Here is a 17,997-nt window from a genome sequence, read left to right as displayed (position 1 = left end):
GGTGCGTGCTCCTCACGCTAGCGGTTCCACGACACGGTGAGGAACTGCGTCAGCGCGGCGCCCGCGATCGTGACCGCCTCGTCGGCGCTCGCCCCGACCACGACGAGTGCTCCGCCCGATCCGCCCGCCGGACCCTCGGGGACGCCCGTCGGGGTCGCGAGGACGGTGACGTCGCGCGCCACCAGGACGGCCTCGCCGGTGCCCGGGTCGGTCGCCAGCAGGTCGACCTCGTCGCCCGCGTGCAGCAGCGCGGCCATGCCCGCGTCGGGCAGCCGGACCGGCACGACCGTCTCGCCGGGGTGGGCCAGCGCCAGCCCCGGACCGACCAGGCGTACGCCGGTCAGTACCTCGCCGCGGCCGATCGGTGCCGCCAGCACGCGGCCGGCCGCGCCGACCCCGGCGTCGGGCAGGGCGTCGGGCGGGGCGAGGTCGACGGGCCAGTCGCGCACGACCAGGTCGTCCTCCTCGAGGAGCGAGCCCGAGGGCAGGTCGCGCGCCGCGACCAGCACCTCGACGGTCTCGGCCGGTGGCGGGGCGAGCGTGCGTAGCGCGGCGAGGGCGGCGGCGGCGGTGAGTGCGGCGGCGATCAGCCGACGACGGCGCCGCAGCTGGTGGCGCGCGGCGCGCAGCCGACGCCGCGCCGGCGGGAGTCCCGGGAACATGCATCGACGCTAGGCCGGACGGGCGTGCTCCCGCTCGGCCTCTCCACAGGGGAGGTCAGCCGGGGGAGATCAGTCGGAGGAGGTCAGTCCGAGGAGGACGACGACGAGGAGGACGTCGAGGAGGACGAGCTGCTGGACGCTGCGGTCGACGACGACGAGGAGCCGCCGTCGGAGGAGGACGAGGACGAGGAGGACGACTTCGAGGTGGACGCGGACGTCGAGGCGGGGGTCGAGGAGGACGCGTCCGAACGGCTGTCGGTGCGGTAGAACCCGGAGCCCTTGAACACCACGCCGACGGCGTTGTAGAGCTTGCGCAGCCGGCCGTCGCACTCGGGGCAGACGGTCAGCGCGTCCTCGCTGAAGCTCTGGAACTGCTCGAAGGAGTGGCCGCACTCGGTGCAGGCGTACTGGTAGGTCGGCATGTGGGTCCTCGGAAAGCGACTGGAGAGCGACTGACGGGATCGGCCGGGCCGGCGCGACGCGCTGGCACTCGAGCCCTTCGACTGCCAATGGTACGGCACAATGGTCGAGCGATGACCGAGCCTGCCGACACCACCGACTCCGCCACCAGTTCCGCCGCGACCGATCAGAAGGCCGAGCCCACCCGCGGTTCGCGCTGGCAGGCCTTCCGGCGCGCGCCCCGGGCGGTGCGCTGGACGGCCTGGATCGCCCTCGGCCTCGTGCTGCTGCTCCTCGTGCTGGCCGTGGCGGTCGTGGTCGTCGTACGCCGTCCGCTGCCGCAGACCGACGGCGAGATCGAGGTGCCGGGCCTGTCCGCGTCGGTGGAGGTGGTGCGCGACGAGCACGGCATCGCGCAGGTCTACGCCGACTCCGACGCCGACCTGATGTTCGCGCAGGGCTTCGTGCACGCGCAGGAGCGCTTCTTCGAGATGGACTTCCGTCGCCACGTGACGGCGGGCCGGCTCTCGGAGATCTTCGGTCCCGACACCCTCGAGACCGACCGCTTCATCCGGACGATGGGCTGGCGTCGGGTCGCCGAGCGCGAGCTGGCCCTGCTGGAGCCCGCGACCCGCGACGCCCTGACGGCCTACGCCGCCGGCGTCAACGCCTACATCGGCGACCGCAGCCCCTCGCAGCTGGCGGCGGAGTACAGCATCCTCGGCCTCACCGGGCTCGACTACACGCCGGAGGAGTGGGAGCCCGTCGACTCGCTCGCCTGGCTCAAGGCCATGGCGTGGGACCTGCGCGGCAACATGGAGGCCGAGGTCGACCGGGTGCTGCTCTCGCTCGACCACACCGAGGACGAGGTCGCGTCGCTGTGGCCGGGCTATCCCTTCGACGAGCACCCGACGATCGTCAGCGGCGGCGGGGTCGTCGACGGCGTCTTCGAGCAGAACGCGACGGGCAACGCGACCCGCAACCCGCGCCGGCCGGCGTACGCCCCCGGGGTGGTCACGGCGCTCGAGCGCGTGCGCGACCGGCTCGACGCGATGCCCGCGCTCATCGGCAAGGGCCGCGGCATCGGCAGCAACTCGTGGGTCGTCGACGGCGAGCACAGCGCGACCGGCGCGCCGATCCTGGCCAACGACCCGCACCTGGGGATCAGCCAGCCGGGGATCTGGATGCAGATGGGGCTGCACTGCCGCGAGCAGGCGCCCGACTGCACGCTCGACACCGCGGGCTTCACGTTCTCCGGCGTCCCCGGCGTCATCATCGGCCACAACGCCGACATCGCCTGGGGCTTCACCAACCTCGGCCCGGACGTGACCGACCTCTTCCTCGAGCAGACCGAGGGCGACGACCGCTACGTCCGCGACGGCGGGACCGAGGCGATGGAGGTGCGCACCGAGACCATCGAGGTGCGCGGTGAGGACGACGTCGAGCTGCGCGTGCGCGAGACGGTGCACGGACCGCTGATCAGCGACGTCTCGTCGGAGTTCGCGACCGTCGGCGCCAACGCACCGACCGACGAGCCCGGCGAGCGGGGGAGCGGGTACGCCGTCGCGCTGGCGTGGACCGCCCTCGAGCCGGCACCCACCGCCGACGCGATCCTCGCCCTCAACCGGGCCTCGGACTGGGACTCCTTCCGCGCCGCCGCCGCCGACTTCAGCGTGCCGGCGCAGAACCTCGTCTACGCCGACCGCGAGGGTCACATCGGCTACCAGTCACCAGGCCGGATCCCGATCCGGCGCGGTGGCAACGACGGCACCATGCCGGTGGAGGGCTGGATCAGCGCCAACGACTGGACCGGCGACTACATCCCCTTCGACGGGCTGCCCAGCGTGCTCGACCCGGAGGAGGGCTTCATCGCGACGGCCAACCAGGCCGTCATCGACGAGCGCTACCCCTACCTGCTCACCAAGGACTGGGACTACGGCTACCGCTCGACGCGCATCCGCGAGCTGCTCGAGGCCGAGGGGGAGCTGTCGGTGCCGGAGATGGCCGCGCTCCAGCTCGACTCGGCGAACCCGATGGCCGAGACCCTCGTGCCCTACCTCCTCGACGTCGAGGCGCTGCCGTCGCCCTACTACCGCAACGCGCTCAACCTGCTGCGGCAGTGGGACTTCTCCTCACCCGCCGACAGCCCCGCCGCGGCCTACTTCAACGTCGTGTGGCGCACGATCCTGGAGAAGACCTTCCACGACGACCTGCGCCAGCGCACCTGGCCCGACGGCGGTGACCGGTGGTTCCGCGTGGTCGGGCAGATGCTCTCCGAGCCCGCCGGGCCGTGGTGGGACGACGTGCGCACCGACGACGTCGTGGAGACCCGCGACGACATCCTGCGGGCCGCGCTCGTCGACGCGCGCGACGAGATGACGCGCCGCCAGTCCCGCGACCCGCGCCTGTGGGAGTGGGGCCGGCTGCACCGGATGGACCTGCGCAACGCCACGCTCGGTGACTCGGGTGTGGCGCCGGTCGAGCGCTTCTTCAACCGCACCGGCTGGGAGGTGGGCGGCGGCTCGTCCGTCGTCGACGCCACGTCGTGGGACGCGGTCGAGGGCTTCGAGGTCACGGCCGCGCCGTCGATGCGGATGGTGGTCTCGCTCGCCGACTGGGACGACTCCCGGTGGATCAACCTCACCGGCGTCTCCGGGCACCCGACCTCGTCGCACTACTCCGACCAGACCGAGCTCTACGTCGACGGCGAGACCCTGCCCTGGGCCTTCTCCCGCGACGCCGTCGAGGCGGCAGCCGGGGACCGGCTGGTCCTCACGCCCGCGGAGTAGCCGCCAACGCCGTCACCCCACTGCCCGTGAGGGCGAAGCCGACCGGCACGTCGTGGGGGTCGGCCGGCACGTCGAGCCCGACCTCGTCGTCGTACAGCACCACGGCGACGGGGGTGCCGGGGAGGACGCGGGGCAGGGCGCGGTCGTAGCAGCCACCACCCTGGCCGAGCCGCGTGCCGTCGAGCGAGACGCCCGTGCCCGGCACGAGCACGACGTCGGCCCGGGCGATCGCCTCGCGTCCGAGGCGCGGGGCGGTCGGCTCGAGGAGGCCGCGCACCGCCGGGGCGAGGCCGTCTCGACCGGTGTACGCCGCCCAGTCGAGGTCGAGCCCCGGCAGCACCACCGGCAGCAGCACCCGCTTCCCGGCGTGCGCGAGCGCGTCGAGGAGCAGGCCCGTGCCGGGCTCGCTGCCGACCGAGACGTAGGCCGCCACGGTGGCCGCGCTGCGCACCGGTTGCCACGCCAGCGCGACGTCGACCACGTCGGCCGAGAAGGCGGCTGCTGCCTCGAGCGGGCGGCGTTTGCGCGCGGCCTGCACCTGGTCGCGCAGCGCGGTCTTGGCCGCCGAGTGTCCTGCTCCCACACAGGCAGCCTACGATCGAACCATGGCAGGCAAGGGCAATCCGCAGGGTCTCGTTCTCGCGCGCGAGAAGATGCGCCAGGCAGGCGTCGACGAGGTCGCGATCGACACGTTCGCGCACTACTACCGGCTCCTCGAGCACGGGGAGACCGGCATGATCGCCGAGGACTCCATCGAGCCCCTCGACATGGAGTCGCTGGCCGACGTCGAGGTCCCCGAGGAGACCGCCGCCGAGGCGATCCGCAAGACGGCGGTCATCAAGCTCAACGGCGGCCTCGGCACGTCGATGGGCATGGAGCGCGCGAAGTCGCTGCTGTGCGTGCGCCGCGGGCTGAGCTTCCTCGACATCATCGCCCGGCAGGTGCTGCACCTCCGCAAGGAGCACGACGCCACGCTGCCGCTGCTGTTCATGAACTCGTTCCGCACCTCGTCCGACACGATGGCCGCGCTCGCGCGCTACGAGGAGCTCCCGGTCGAGGGGCTGCCGCTGGAGTTCCTGCAGAACAAGGAGCCCAAGCTCCTCGCCGCCGACCTCATGCCCGCGGCGTACCCGAAGAACCCGGACCTCGAGTGGTGCCCGCCCGGCCACGGCGACATCTACACCGCGCTGCGCGGCACCGGGCTGCTCGCCCAGCTGCTCGACGCCGGCTACCGCTACGTCTTCGTCTCCAACTCCGACAACCTCGGCGCGGTGCCGGACGCGCGCGTGGCCGGCTGGTTCGCCCAGAGCGGCGCGCCCTTCGCGATCGAGGCCGTGCGTCGTACGCCGTCGGACCGCAAGGGCGGGCACTTCGCCCTCCGCAAGGCCGACGGCCGCATCGTGCTGCGCGAGTCGGCGCAGACGCTCGACGCCGACAAGGAGGCGCTGGCCGACCTCACCCGCCACAAGTACGCCTCGACCAACAACCTGTGGTTCGACCTGCAGGCGATGGTCGACGCGCTCGACGCCCGCGGCGGCATCCTCGGCCTGCCGCTCATCAAGAACGTCAAGCACCTCGACCCCGCCGACAGGTCCACCCCGGAGGTCATCCAGATCGAGACGGCGATGGGTGCAGCGATCGAGGTCTTCGAGGGCGCGCTGACGATCGAGGTCGGCCGCGACCGGTTCGTCCCGGTGAAGACGACCGACGACCTGCTCGTCCTGCGCTCCGACGTCTACGACCTGGGCCGCGACTTCGTGCTCGACCAGGCCGGTGACGAGGTGCCGTTCGTGTCGCTCGACGGCGACTTCTACAAGCTGGTCGGCGACTTCGACAAGCGCTTCCCCGAGGGCGCGCCGTCGCTGCGCGAGGCCGAGTCGTTCACCGTCGCCGGCGACTGGACCTTCGGACCCGGTGTCCGGGTGGTCGGCCCCGTCGCGCTCGAGGCGTCGTCGGCCCAGCGCGTCGAGGGCGGCACCGTGCTGAGCGAGGACCCGGCCCAGGGCACCGATGGCTGACCTGCTGCCCGTTGCCGACTACGTCGAGCGCATCCTCGCCACCGTCTCCCCGCTGCCGGCCTTCCCGCAGCCCCTGATGGAGGCGCTCGGGCTGGCCCTGGCCGAGGACGTCGTCGCCCCGATCTCGCTTCCGAGCTTCGACAACTCCGCGATGGACGGCTACGCCGTGGTCGCCGAGGACGTCGCCGGGGCGAGCGAGGACGACCCCGTCACGCTCCCCGTCGTCGGGGAGATCGGTGCCGGGCAGTCGTCGATCCTGGCGATCTCGCCGGGCAGCGCCGTCAAGATCATGACCGGGGCGCCCGTGCCCGCAGGAGCGACGACGGTGGTGCCCTACGAGTGGACCGACCGCGGCGTCGCCAGCGTCCGGATCAGCCGCGCCGCCACGCCCGGCCAGCACATCCGGCCCACCGGTGACGACATCACCGAGGGCGACATGCTGCTCGAGGAGGGCACGGTCCTCGGGCCACGCCACCTCGGCCTGCTCGCCGCGGTGGGTCGCGCGACCGTACGCACCCGGCCGCGGCCGCGCGTCGTGGTGATCTCCACCGGCTCCGAGCTGCGCGACCCCGGCACGCCGCTGGGTCGCGACTCGATCTACGACGGCAACTCCTACCTCCTTGCCGCCGCCGCCCGGGCCGCCGGCGCCATCGCCTACCGCGTCGGGATCGTGCCCGACGAGGCGCACGCCTTCACCGAGGCGCTGAGCGACCAGCTCGTCCGCGCCGACCTCGTCGTCACCAGCGGCGGCGTGAGCGAGGGCGACTTCGACGTGGTCAAGGAGTCGCTGTCGCACCACGGCTCGATGTGGTTCGGCGGCGTCGGCATGCAGCCCGGCAAGCCGCAGGGCTTCGGCACGGTCGGCGAGGACGACACCCCGGTCTTCACCCTTCCCGGCAACCCGGTCTCCTCCTACGTCTCGTTCGAGATGTTCGTGGCGCCGGCGATCCGCCGGATGATGGGCAAGCTGCCCTACGTCCGGCCCGCCGGCCGCGCCCGGCTCACCCACGGCCTGTCGTCGCCGGAGGGCAAGGTCCAGCTCGTGCGCGGCCACTACGAGACCGACCGCGGCGGCACGTTCGTCTCGCCGGTCGGCGGCCACGGCTCGCACCTCCTCGGCGACCTCGCGACGTCCAACTGCCTGATCGAGGTGCCCGCGGACACGACCGCGATCCCCGCCGGCGAGATGGTGGCGATCCGCAAGCTCGACGAGGAGTTCTGATGGCCACCCAGCACGAGGGGGGCGACCGGCTCACCCATGTCGACGAGACCGGTGCTGCCCGCATGGTCGACGTCGGCGACAAGCCCGTCACCGCGCGTACGGCGTCCGCCTCCGGCCGCGTGCTCGTCAGCCCGGCCGTGGTCGAGCTGCTGCGCGGCGAGGGCGTGCCGAAGGGTGACGCGCTGGCGGTGGCCCGCATCGCCGGGATCATGGGCGCCAAGCAGACCCCCGCGCTCGTGCCCCTGTGCCACCCGCTGTCGATCTCCGGCGTCACCGTCGACCTCGAGGTCACCGACGCGTCCGTCGACATCACCGCGACCGTCCGCACGACCGACCGCACCGGCGTCGAGATGGAGGCCCTCACCGCCGTCTCGGTCGCCGCGCTCACCGTCGTCGACATGGTCAAGGCGGTCGACAAGGCCGCGACCATCACCGACATCCGGGTCGAGGCCAAGAGCGGCGGCCGATCCGGCCCATGGACACGGTGACGCTGTGGGAGCGATGAGCCTCCCGGCGGCAGTGGTCGTCGCGTCCAACCGCGCGGCGGCCGGGACCTACGCCGACGAGACCGGGCCGCTGATCGCGGCCTGGCTGCGCGACCAGGGCTTCGACTGCGGCGACCCGGTCGTCGTGCCCGACGGCGACCCGGTGCGCGACGCCATCGCCGCGGCCGTCTCGGCCGGAGCCCGGCTGGTGCTCACCACCGGCGGCACCGGCCTGACCCCGACCGACCGGACGCCCGAGGCGACCGCGCCGCTGCTCGACCGCGAGGTGCCCGGCATCGCCGAGGCGATCCGCGCCGCCGGGGTCGCCAAGGGCGTGCCGACCGCGATGCTCTCGCGGGGCCTCGCCGGGGTCGCCGGCGACTGCCTCGTCGTCAACCTCCCCGGCTCGCGCGGCGGGGTGAAGGACGGCCTGGGCGTTCTCGAGCCCGTCGTGCGCCACGCCGTGGAGCAGGTCGTCGGGAGCGACCACTGAGCGGCCTGTCCGGGAGCGCCCCCGGCTGGCCCGCCCGCCTGGAGTCGCAGGGCGTGGTCGTCCGCGCGCTGCGCCGCTCGGACGCCGACGAGTGGCAGGCCGTGCGCGCCCGCAACCACGACTGGCTGCGGCCGTGGGACGCCACCGTGCCGCCGGGCGCCGCGCCGCGCCCGTCGTCGTACAAGGTCGTCACGCGCTCCCTGATCCACCAGGCCAAGCTGGGCCAGTGCCTGCCTTTCGTCATCGAGGTCGGGGGCCGCTTCGCCGGGCAGGTCACCGTCAGCAACGTGGCCCGCGGCTCGGCGCAGTGGGGCTCGATCGGCTACTGGGTCGCCGCCGAGGTGGCCGGGCGCGGGGTCGCGCCCCGGGCGGTGGGGATGGTGATCGACCACTGCCTCGGACCCGTCGGACTGCACCGGGTCGAGATCTGCGTACGTCCCGAGAACACCAACTCGCTGCGCGTCGTGGAGAAGCTGGGCCTCGAGCAGGTGGGCTACGCGCCGCGCTTCCTGCACATCGACGGTGCGTGGCGCGACCACCGGATCTTCGCCGTCACGGCCGAGGAGGCACCCGAAGGGGTCCTCGTCCGGCTCCAGACACACCCTTCACACCAGTAGTTCTGCGACACACCTCTTGACATCCGCCTCGCCCGCGCTCCCCGCTCCTACGCTTCGAGCGTGGACCTGAGCGCTCTCATCTTCGTCGCCCTTGCCGTGGCGTGGGCCGTCTACCTGATCCCCAAGGCCCTCAAGCACCACGACGAGGTCGTCCGCAGCCGATCCGTGGAGAAGTTCTCCCACACGATGCGCGTCCTCGCCCGGCGCGAGCCCGTCGACCGCCGCAACGCCCGCCTGGTCGTCTCGCCGATCCGGGCCTCGCTCCGCCCGCCCGTCGAGACCAAGGCGCACACCGAGCCGGAGGTCGTGGCCGCGTCGGTCACGACGGAGGTGACCCGCGAGGTCACCGTGTCGAGCCCGGTGTCACGTCCGCTGTCGCCGGCCGCCGAGCGTGCGTCCGCCCGCCGGGCCGCGAAGCGCCGCCGCAACGTCCTCGCGCTGGTCCTGCTGGCCAACGCCGTCGTCGTCGGCCTGGCCGTCGCCCGCGTCGTCGCCTGGCCGTGGGTCGCCGCGTCGGTCGCCGTCCTCGTCGCGTGGCTGGTGGCCTGCCGGGTGTCGGTGCGCGCCGAGCGTCGCCAGCGTGCGTCCCGCTCCGCCATCGAGATCGGCCTGCCGCCGGTCGTCGAGGAGGAGCCCGACGAGTCCGAGCTGACCGGCGAGATCACCGTGACCCCGCCGCAGCCCCGCGTCCCCGCCGCGCCGTCCGCGTCCGAGCCGTCCGCACCCGCGCAGGCCCCGCCCGCCGCCGACACCCCGGCGGTGCTCACCGGCGAGGTCCCGGTCGTCGGCGGTTGGGACATGGTGCCCACCACGCTGCCGACCTACGTCAGCAAGCCGGCCGCCCAGCGGCGCACGGTCTCCACGATCGACCTCGACTCCACCGGCGTCTGGTCGAGCGGCCACCACGACGGCGACTCCGCCCTCGCCCGCTCGGCCGAGCAGTCCGCGAAGGACGCGAAGGCCGCCCGCGAGGCCGGCGAGACCCGCCGCGCCAGCGGCGCCTGACGTCCGCCGGGTTGCTCCACGCGCGCCTGGAGATGAACTTCCACCCGCACGCGTGGAAGTTCAGGCCCCGAAACGGTCTCGTACGCTCAGGTGCTGATGCATTTCCACGCGTACGCGTGGAGGTTCAGGCCGCGCGCGGGGGTCGTACGCCGGGGTCGGGATGGACTTCGACCCGCACGCGTGGAAGTCCACCAGGGCGATTGGGTGGGCGCCGAACCGCTCGTGTATCTTGGCGTCGCGCCTCCGGGCGCATGGGGCTGTGGCGCAGTTGGTAGCGCGTCTCGTTCGCAATGAGAAGGTCAGGGGTTCGAATCCCCTCAGCTCCACCACGTGAACCGCCCGTCACCGCAAGGGGACGGGCGGTTCTGCGCGTCCGGGGTCCCAGCCGGGAGCCGCACCGCCGTCAGAGGGCGATGGCCCGGTTGACCCAGGTCGATGCGACCACCATGCCGACCTTCTCGTAGAGACCACGCGCTCCGGCGCGGGTGTCGGTCGACAGGTAGCACCGGTCGGCCCCGTGCTCGCGCGCACGGGCGAAGGCGTCCACCAGCATCGATGGCGCGAGCCCACGGCCGCGGTGGTCGGGTCGCACCGCGATGCGAGCAACGTAGGCGCTGCCACCGGCCAGGAACACGTGGGTGGCACCGACGACCTCGCTGTCGGGCGAGACGAGGAGCCGCAGGTTCCAGGGCTCGAAGCCGGGTCGGCCCCACACCCGTGCGCCGAAGTCGTCCAGGCTCATCCGGTCGCGGTCGGACCACTCGAGGAAGCAGTCCTCGACGAGGGTCCACGCCGAGCTCCGGTCGGCCTCCTCCGCGTCGCGCAGCACGAAGCCGGGAGGCAGCGGCCGGGCTGCGATCTCGCTGCTCGGCGGCAGCTCGAGGTCCCAGGCGGTCCATCGAGCCTCGTAGCCGAGGTCGCGCATGAGCCGGTCGGCCGCGCTGTCCTGCGGGACCTGGGTGCCGATCCTGGTGGACCCGGCCGCGCGAGCGGTCGCCTGCAACCACTGCGCGATGGCTGTGCCGATGCCGCGACCCTGGTACGACGGGAGCACCGCGGTGTAGGCCACGTCCACGTCGCTGTGGTCGGCGTACGCGACCAGACGGTCGCCGTCGAAGACCCCGATCGTCCGTGCGCTGACGTCGTAGCTGGGCCGCTGCCAGTCGGCGACCACGTCCGCCAGGGTCATCTCCGCCTCGCCGAGGTCCACCTCCTCCTCGGCTGCGATCACGGCGTGCACCGACTCGGCGTCGGCGAGGGTGAGTGGGCGGGTGGTGAGACCGTCGGGCAGTCCGCTGGGAGCTGTCATGGCTCCATGGTGCGTGCACCACCTTGCGGCTCGCTTGCGTCGCGGCACCCGAGCCGCCAGCGGCGTACAAGGACGACGCAAGGAGCGCGCAAGCCCGCACCGGTTGTCTCGAGGTCGTCACCGACCTCGAGAAAGCGAACACCATGTCCACGACCAGCGGATCCGACCTCGCGTCGTCCCGTCCGACCACGCCCGACCCGCGGACCGCGGAGGTCTGGCAGCGCCTCGCTGCCCGACTCGTCGACCACGTCGGCCTCGCCGTCGCCACCACCGTCCTGCTCGCCCCGCTCGGTCTGGGGGCATCGGTGCTGGGCGGTCCGGCCGGCCTGCTGGCGGGAGCCTTCTCCGCGGTGGTGTCGGCCGCGGTGACGATCGGCTACTTCGCCGTCCTGGAGTCACGCGACGGGCAGACGATCGGCAAGCGCCTGCTCGGCGTACGGGTCGTCGACACCACCGGCGCGTCCCCCGCGATCGGCGCCGCGCTGCGACGCAACGCCTGGACCGGTCTCGGCGTCGTGTCGGCGGTGCCGGTCGTCGGTGGACTGGCGGGCAGCCTCGCGACCCTGGTCGCCGCGATCGCCATCCTCGTCGGCATCGCCGGCGACCCCGAGCGACGCGGCTGGCACGACCGGTTGGCCGGCGGCACCCGCGTCGTCCTCCGTGACCGCTGAGCGCCCGCGAGCCCCGGGCCCCGCCGTGACCACCACCCCACGCACCACCGCACGCACCACCGCACGCACCACCGCACTCGCACCACCGCACTCGCACACCCACACACCAGCTCGACCCACGAAAGGCACGACCATGAAGAAGCTCGCCATGTCCATCGCGACGACAGCCGTCGCCGCGGGACTGATCGCCCCCGGTCCGGCCGGCGCCACCGCCGCCGCCTGGAACGACGGGTTCCAGGACCAGGACACGATCATCGACTGCATCACCAGCACGACGTCCGTCGGCGTGAGCGCCAACATCGGCTGGTCCTCCCCGTCCGGGCAGGTGCCGAAGGTCGGTGAGAAGTTCTACATCCGCGGCTACGCCGGCCTGGTCGGCCTGCCGTGCAGCGGCAAGGTCGCGATCCTGCCGGAGCTGCTCGCACCGACCGGTGTCGAGTACGTCGACGAGGACGTGCAGTGGGACGTCTACCACACCGGGGAGCAGCCCTCCTTCGCCTCCGGCGGTCTCGACTTCGACCACGGCGCGAACGGCGGCTACCTCATGGCACCGGCAGGCACCGAGGCGTTCACGCTGCGCCAGGGCGACATCGTGGAGTTCCGGTTCCCGGTCCGCGCCACGCGCGAGCTCAAGGGTCCGGCCACCCAGCAGCCGAACTGCCAGTCCCGGCTCGACGGCGACGCGCCGTGCCCGATCAGCCAGGCCGGGGACCACATGCAGATCGCCTACACGGTGGGCGGGCACGGGGGAGACAAGTACTACGTGACTCCCTACGTGGGCCTGTTCGCGAGCAACGCCCAGACCACGCCGACCCCGACCACGCCGATCCCGACGACGCCGACCCCGACCACGCCGACCCCGACCACGCCGACCACGCCGGCCCCCAACCCGGGCCCGGGCGCAGGCAAGGTGGCCTCGACGACGTCGGCCACCTGGAAGGTGGTGCCGGGCCGTCGGGGCAAGGTGGCCGTGACCGTGAAGGCGGCCGTTGCGGCCACCGGCACGGTGGTGGTGCGTGACAAGGGCAAGGTCGTCGCCCGGGCGACGCTGAGCCCGTCCCGGCGCGGCAAGGTCACCGTCAGGCTGCCGAAGCTCCGCCGCGGCACGCACAAGCTGGTCGCCGCCTACCTCGGCTCGCCCGACGTGGCGGCCTCCGCCTCGCGTCAGCGCACCATCACCCTGCGCTGACCTGCCGGAGTCCGCAGCCCGCACGCGACCCCCTTGCGTGGGCCGTGGGCTCACCCCACGCCGCCGCGCAACGGGCCCCACCCCGTTGCGCGGCGGCGTGCTGTCGTCCCTCACCTTGACCGCCGCCACCCGAGCGCGCAGCGGAAATCCCCCGGGTCGATCGCCTGCCGCGGTCTACTATTCGTCAGGCTCGGACGGGTGCAAGGGGGGCAGGGCGTGATCGAGGTGCTCGGTCCGCTGCAGGTGCGTCACGGAGACGAGCCGATCACGGTCGGCTCGGCCCGCCACCGTGAGGTGCTCGCCGCGCTCGTCGTCGATGTCGGCAGGGTGGTGTCCGTCGACGCCCTGCTGGAGCGGGTGTGGGGCGGTGCCGGGCGAGGCGCCAGCGCCTCGAACCTCCACGCGGTCATGTCCCGACTGCGCTCGCGCCTGGCCGGACTGCCCGGCGTCTCGATCAGCACCGTGTCGCCGGGATACCGGCTGGAGGCCGCGGACGGCACCGTCGATGCGGTCGTCTTCGTCGAGGGGTTCGCCCGGGCGCGTGAGCACCACGCACGGGGTGACCTGGCCGCCACGAGGCGAGAGCTCGACGCGGCGCTGGCAGCGTGGCGCGACACGGCCTACGCCGACGTACGGCTCCCGTTCGCCGAGGTCGAGGCCGCCCGTCTCGAGGGCATCCGGGTGAGCGCCTTCGAGCTCCTGGTCGAGGTCGAGCTCGCGCAGGGCCGGGTCCGGGAGGCCCTCGACCACCTCACGCCCCTGGTGTCGGAGCACCCGCTCCGAGAGGCGTTCCGGCGCCACCAGATGCTCGCGCTCTACCGCGCCGGCAGGCAGGCGGAGGCGCTCGAGGTGTACGCGGACCTGCGGCACCTCCTGGCCGAGGAGTTGGGGATCGACCCGGGGCCGCAGCTGCAGGAGCTCCACCAGCGCATCCTCGCCCACGACGACGACCTGCTTCCCGCCGCGCAGGAGGCGCCGCCGACCGAGGACGCGCCGGCGTCTCGGCCCGTGGCGGGCCTCAGCTGGCACTCCGACGTCGTCGTCCCTGCCGACGACCTGGTGGGCCGAGGTCGCGACGTCGACTACCTGGTCGACCTGCTCACCGCCTCCCCCCAGCGACTCGTCACCGTCACCGGGGTGGGAGGGGTCGGGAAGACCCGACTCGCGTACGCCGTGGCCGAGGCGTCGCGCGACGCGTTCCCCGGTGGCGTCTGCATCACCTCCCTCATCGCGGTGACTGACGAGCACGTGGTGCTGCCGACGATCGGTCGCGGCCTCGGGCTCAGCGGGGTCGAGGGGCAGGACGCGTTCGACGTGGTCGCCCAGCACGTCCGGGGCGCCCGCACCCTGCTCGTGGTGGACAACTTCGAGCACGTCCTCGACGCCGCGCCCGTGCTCGCGCGGCTGGTGGCCACCTGCCCGCTCCTCAGCATCCTGGTCACCAGCCGCACCACGTTGCGGGTCCGCGGCGAGCTGCAGTACCAGCTCGCACCCCTGTCCCTCCCCGGGCCGGGCGTCGGCCACCCGGACGCCGCTGCCGCGTCCACCGCGATCGAGCTGTTCGTCGCACGGGCCCGCTCCGCCCGGGCCGGCTTCGAGCTAGACGAGGGAAACGTGGGCGCGGTGTCGAGCATCTGCCGGCGGCTGGCCGGCATCCCACTGGCACTCGAGCTCGCAGCCGCCCGGACACCGCTCCTGCCGCCCGCGGCCATGCTGGAGCGCCTCGACCGCGTGATGGCCACGGCAGGAGCGCGCGACCTCCCCGCGCGGCAACGCACCATGCGGTCGGCGATCGACTGGAGCTACCAGCTCCTCAACCCTGACGAGCAGCGCCTGTTCCGTCAGCTCGCCGTCTTCGCCGACGGCTTCACGCTCGAGGCGGTCGAGGCGCTCCGCCCGCGGGACGACGCGGACTCGCTGGCGGCGCTGGAGTCGCTGACGTCCCACTCGCTGGTGCTGCGCGACCTCGACCACCCCGAGGCGGTGCGCTTCCGGATGCTCGAGCCGATCGCGCAGTTCGCGGACAGCCGGCTCGAGGGCGTGGAGGCCACCGATGCCCGTGACGCCCACCTGCACTACTTCCTCGACCTGATCGAGCGGACCGCGGCCGGGTTCCGCGGTCACGCCACGCGCGCGTCGCTCGCAGTGACCGAGCGCGAGCACGCCAACCTGACGAGCGCGATCGAGTGGGCACTCGCTTCCGAGCGCGGTGAGCTGGCCGGTCGGGCCTGCTGGGCGATGTGGCTGTACTGGTGGCTGCGCGGCCACCTGCACGAGGGACGCCGGCTGACCCAGGCGACCCTGGCGCACGACCTCACCGGGCCGACCCGGACCCGTGTCACCGCCGTGCTCGGCGCGATGGCCTTCGCCCAGGGCGACCTGCAGGCGGCCACGTGCTGGGGCGAGGGCGCGGCCCTGGGGCGGAGCATCGGCGACATCGAGGGGCAGGCCCACAACGTCGCGGGTGAGGGACTGGTCGCGCTGGCCAGCGGCGACCTCGCCGCCGCCGACACCCACCTCGACGCGACGATCGCGCTGACCGAGTCGTGCGGGCTCCGTGGCGGGTGGCTCTGGACCCTGGCGCACGTGTGGCTCGGCACCGTCCGGCTCCTGCAGGGAGATCCCGGCAAGGCGACCCCGCTGCTCCACGACGCGCTGACCGCGGCCCGGGTGCGTGAGGACCCGCTCGCCATCTACATCACCCTCTTCACCTCGGTGCAGGTCGCCCTCACCACGGGCGACCTCGCGTCCGCACGCCTGCAGCTGCGGGAGGGCATCTCGCTCAGCCTCGACACCGGCGACATGGCGAACCTGGCCTACTTCCTCGAGAGCCTCGCCGTCGTCGAGTCCCAGAGTGACGACTGGCGGCACGTGGCTCTCCTCCTCGGCGCGGCCGACGAGCTCCGCGAGACCGTCGGCAGCAACGTCTACGGCTACTACCAGCCGGACGAGCAGGTCCTGTCCCAGACGCGGGCCGCCGCCCGCGAGCACCTCGGCGAGACGTACGACGACGTGCTCGCCCGGGGCCGACGGCTGTCACTCGACGAGACCGTCGACCTCGCCCGGAGGTGCACCGACGTCGTGGCCTGAGGGAGTGGGCCTGAGGGAGGGGCCTGAAGGAGTGGCCTGAGGGAGTGGCCTGAGGGGCCCGCAAGGGGTGCGGAAGCGCGCCGCAAGCATCGCGGAAGGGGTCGGCCCTAGCGTGGGGCGCATGGACCTGCCTTCCCTGCCGGACGCGCCGCCGGTCGAGCCCCCGGAGCCCGGGCTGCCCGCAGCCTGGATGCCGGACCACTGGACGCACCCCGAGGTCGTGCAGGTGGGACCCCACCACCACCTCCGGCCGATCCGCGCGACGGATGTCGACCTCGACCTCACGGCCGTCCGCGGCTCGCGGGAACGGCTGTGGTCGATCTACGGGACCGTGTGGAGCTGGCCGCCGGCCGACCTCACCCGGGAGCAGGACCTCGAGGACCTGGTCCGTCACGCGGCGGAGCACGAGGAGCACGAGTCGTTCACCTACGCCTTGTTCGACGCCGAGGAGACGACACTGCTCGGCTGTGTCTACATCGATCCCCCCGGCCGCGCCGGCGCCGACGCCGACGTCTCCTGGTGGGTCGTCGACGACCTGGTGGGCACCGAGCTCGAGAGCCGGCTCGGTGCCTTCGTCCCTGCCTGGGTGGCGTCGGCCTGGCCCCTGCGCCGGCCTCGCTTCATCGGGCGTGACCTGACGTGGGACGCGTGGCTCGCCCTCCCCGAGCAGGAGGCCGGCGCGTGACAGTCGCACCCGGCGACCGGCGGCGCAACGTTCAGTCGCCGGTCGGTCCGAAGCGCTCGACCCGGATCGCGCCCGGGTCGAGCCCGCACGCGACCAGAAGGTCCTCGGCGTACGACGCGAAGCGGGCCGAGCCGCAGACGTACCCCAGGTCGACCCCCTCGAGCAGGGGCGTGAGCTCCGCTGCAGTGAACGGTCCGGCCGGTCGGCCGTCGACGTCCGCGCGGGTGAAGGCCAGTGTCGCGCCGTACCTCTCCAGCTCGGAGGCGTAGGCGAGCTCGTCGCGGCTGCGGCCCATCGCGGCGATGCGCAGCAGGTCGGTGCGACCGAGCCGGCGCGCGGTGCGGGCCATGGCGACGGCCGGCACCACGCCGGTGCCGCCGACGAGGCACAGGACGCGGCTCTTCGTGTCCCAGACGAACCAGCGACCGATCGGCCCGCGCAGCTCGAGCACGTCGCCCACCTCGGCGACGTCGGCGAGGAACTCCGACACCTCGCCGTCGGGCTGCCGCTCGACGAGCATCTCGAGCAGCGGGTCGTCGCTGTCGGAGGCCAGCGAGTAGGACCGCTGGGCGGTGTAGCCGTCGGGGGCGCGCAGCCGGAGGATGTAGTGCTGCCCGGGCAGGTGGTGGGGCCGGTCGTCCACGTGCAGCCGCAACCGGACGGTGGTCGGCGTGGGCTGGTCCTTCTCGATGATGCGGCCGTCGCTCCAGGCCGCCATGGGCGCCGGTGCCACGTCAGTCGTCGCCCTGGTAGCGCTGCTCGCGCCACGGGTCGCCGCGGTCGTGGTAGCCGTTCTGCTCCCAGAAGCCCGGCCGGTCCTCGGTCATCAGCTCGAGGCGCGAGAGCCACTTGGCCGACTTCCAGAAGTAGAGGTGCGGCACCAGCAGGCGCAGCGGGCCGCCGTGCTGGCGGGGGAGCGGCTTGCCGTCGACGCTCCACACCACCCACGCCTTGCCGCCGGTGACGTCGGCCAGCGGAAGGTTGGTGGTGTAGCCGGTGACCGAGTGGGCCAGGACGTACGCCGCCGCGGGGTCCGGCTTCGCGACGTCGAGCAGGTCATCGACGCTGACGCCGCTGAAGGTCATGTCGAACTTCGACCACGTGGTGACGCAGTGGATGTCGCCGAAATAGGTCGAGCCGGGGACCGCGTGCAGCTCCTGCCAGGTCCAGGTGTGCGGCGACTCGACGAGCCCGTCGATGCTGAAGGTCCACGACTCCTCGGGCTTCTGGGGCGTGGCCTCCGCGCTCAGCACCGGCCACGACGCGCCGGTGTCGTACTGCCCGGGTGGCAGCCGTCCGCGCTCCGGCTCGGGACGGCGGCGGTGGAACCCTCGGGTGACAGGCATCGATGCTCCTGGGACTC

Annotated in this window: 17 protein-coding genes and 1 tRNA gene; 12 read left to right on the top strand and 6 right to left on the bottom strand. The window is 73.2% G+C overall.

All coding sequences use genetic code 11. From position 1 onward, the window contains the following. Positions 1–17: 17 nt before the first annotated feature. Both ACNKF0_RS18860 and ACNKF0_RS18855 read right to left on the bottom strand, forming a co-directional pair. Positions 18–662 (bottom strand): SAF domain-containing protein, encoded by a 645-nt coding sequence (locus tag ACNKF0_RS18860; RefSeq protein WP_416954362.1) that lies wholly within the window; start codon positions 660–662, stop codon positions 18–20. Positions 663–745: 83 nt separating this feature from the next. After that, positions 746–1,084 carry an FmdB family zinc ribbon protein gene (locus ACNKF0_RS18855; protein WP_416954361.1) on the bottom strand — a complete coding sequence of 113 codons (339 nt, stop codon included), beginning with the start codon at positions 1,082–1,084 and terminating at the stop codon, positions 746–748. A 111-nt stretch (positions 1,085–1,195) separates the two neighbouring features. Between ACNKF0_RS18855 and ACNKF0_RS18850 the strand changes: the two genes are divergently transcribed. Next, the gene (locus ACNKF0_RS18850; RefSeq protein WP_416954360.1) at positions 1,196–3,850 is read left to right on the top strand and encodes a penicillin acylase family protein; all 2,655 of its coding nucleotides are present in this window, start codon (positions 1,196–1,198) and stop codon (positions 3,848–3,850) included. Here the strand turns inward: ACNKF0_RS18850 and ACNKF0_RS18845 are convergent. Continuing rightward, positions 3,834–4,433: a 5-formyltetrahydrofolate cyclo-ligase gene (locus tag ACNKF0_RS18845; RefSeq protein WP_416954359.1), complete on the bottom strand. Its 600-nt coding sequence runs from the start codon at positions 4,431–4,433 to the stop codon at positions 3,834–3,836. The two genes, ACNKF0_RS18850 and ACNKF0_RS18845, sit on opposite strands and share 17 nt — an antisense overlap. A gap of 22 nt (positions 4,434–4,455) precedes the next feature. Between ACNKF0_RS18845 and ACNKF0_RS18840 the strand changes: the two genes are divergently transcribed. The 7 genes from ACNKF0_RS18840 to ACNKF0_RS18810 all read left to right on the top strand — a co-directional run bounded on the left by ACNKF0_RS18840 (position 4,456) and on the right by ACNKF0_RS18810 (position 10,019). Further along, positions 4,456–5,868 (top strand): UTP--glucose-1-phosphate uridylyltransferase, encoded by a 1,413-nt coding sequence (locus ACNKF0_RS18840; RefSeq protein ID WP_416954358.1) that lies wholly within the window; start codon positions 4,456–4,458, stop codon positions 5,866–5,868. Continuing rightward, complete coding sequence (gene glp, locus ACNKF0_RS18835; RefSeq protein ID WP_416954357.1) at positions 5,861–7,090, top strand: gephyrin-like molybdotransferase Glp; 1,230 nt, start codon at positions 5,861–5,863, stop codon at positions 7,088–7,090. Before ACNKF0_RS18840 ends, glp begins: the two co-directional genes overlap by 8 nt. Beyond that, on the top strand, positions 7,090–7,578 hold the full coding sequence (gene moaC / locus ACNKF0_RS18830; RefSeq protein ID WP_299926346.1) for a cyclic pyranopterin monophosphate synthase MoaC: 489 nt from the start codon (positions 7,090–7,092) through the stop codon (positions 7,576–7,578). The genes glp and moaC overlap by 1 nt, the downstream gene beginning before the upstream one ends. A 13-nt stretch (positions 7,579–7,591) precedes the next feature. Continuing rightward, positions 7,592–8,068, top strand: coding sequence for a MogA/MoaB family molybdenum cofactor biosynthesis protein (locus tag ACNKF0_RS18825; protein WP_299926343.1), 477 nt, complete (start codon positions 7,592–7,594; stop codon positions 8,066–8,068). Between the two features lie 53 nt (positions 8,069–8,121). Next, the gene (locus tag ACNKF0_RS18820; protein ID WP_416954356.1) at positions 8,122–8,685 is read left to right on the top strand and encodes a GNAT family N-acetyltransferase; all 564 of its coding nucleotides are present in this window, start codon (positions 8,122–8,124) and stop codon (positions 8,683–8,685) included. Between the two features lie 60 nt (positions 8,686–8,745). Then, a complete protein-coding gene (locus ACNKF0_RS18815) occupies positions 8,746–9,690 on the top strand; it encodes a hypothetical protein (RefSeq protein ID WP_416954355.1) in 945 nt (314 codons plus the stop codon). Between the two features lie 253 nt (positions 9,691–9,943). Next, positions 9,944–10,019, top strand: a tRNA-Ala gene (locus ACNKF0_RS18810). A gap of 74 nt (positions 10,020–10,093) precedes the next feature. Here the strand turns inward: ACNKF0_RS18810 and ACNKF0_RS18805 are convergent. Then, entirely contained in the window at positions 10,094–10,999 is a 906-nt protein-coding gene (locus ACNKF0_RS18805) for a GNAT family N-acetyltransferase (protein ID WP_416954354.1), read from the bottom strand. Between the two features lie 143 nt (positions 11,000–11,142). On the opposite strand from ACNKF0_RS18805, the gene ACNKF0_RS18800 reads away from it, so the two are divergent. The 4 genes from ACNKF0_RS18800 to ACNKF0_RS18785 all read left to right on the top strand — a co-directional run bounded on the left by ACNKF0_RS18800 (position 11,143) and on the right by ACNKF0_RS18785 (position 16,634). Continuing rightward, positions 11,143–11,670 carry an RDD family protein gene (locus tag ACNKF0_RS18800; RefSeq protein WP_416954353.1) on the top strand — a complete coding sequence of 176 codons (528 nt, stop codon included), beginning with the start codon at positions 11,143–11,145 and terminating at the stop codon, positions 11,668–11,670. A 133-nt stretch (positions 11,671–11,803) separates the two neighbouring features. Then, positions 11,804–12,859, top strand: a complete 1,056-nt coding sequence (locus tag ACNKF0_RS18795) for an Ig-like domain-containing protein (protein WP_416954352.1) — start codon at positions 11,804–11,806, stop codon at positions 12,857–12,859. 198 nt (positions 12,860–13,057) lie between these two features. Next, entirely contained in the window at positions 13,058–15,949 is a 2,892-nt protein-coding gene (locus tag ACNKF0_RS18790) for a BTAD domain-containing putative transcriptional regulator (protein ID WP_416954351.1), read from the top strand. Positions 15,950–16,070: 121 nt separating this feature from the next. After that, positions 16,071–16,634 carry a GNAT family N-acetyltransferase gene (locus tag ACNKF0_RS18785; protein WP_416954350.1) on the top strand — a complete coding sequence of 188 codons (564 nt, stop codon included), beginning with the start codon at positions 16,071–16,073 and terminating at the stop codon, positions 16,632–16,634. Positions 16,635–16,665: 31 nt separating this feature from the next. Here ACNKF0_RS18785 and ACNKF0_RS18780 read toward each other — a convergent pair whose 3' ends face one another. Together ACNKF0_RS18780 and ACNKF0_RS18775 are read right to left on the bottom strand one after the other, a co-directional pair. Next, positions 16,666–17,367, bottom strand: coding sequence for an FAD-binding oxidoreductase (locus tag ACNKF0_RS18780; protein ID WP_416954349.1), 702 nt, complete (start codon positions 17,365–17,367; stop codon positions 16,666–16,668). Between the two features lies 1 nt (position 17,368). Further along, positions 17,369–17,980, bottom strand: coding sequence for a sulfite oxidase-like oxidoreductase (locus tag ACNKF0_RS18775; protein ID WP_299926322.1), 612 nt, complete (start codon positions 17,978–17,980; stop codon positions 17,369–17,371). Between the last annotated feature and the right edge of the window lie 17 nt (positions 17,981–17,997).

The organism is Nocardioides sp. T5 (assembly GCF_048161455.1).
In the GTDB taxonomy this organism is placed as follows: domain Bacteria; phylum Actinomycetota; class Actinomycetes; order Propionibacteriales; family Nocardioidaceae; genus Nocardioides.
Note: the sequence above shows the minus strand (reverse complement) of the source record. Positions and strands in the feature narration are given on the sequence as shown.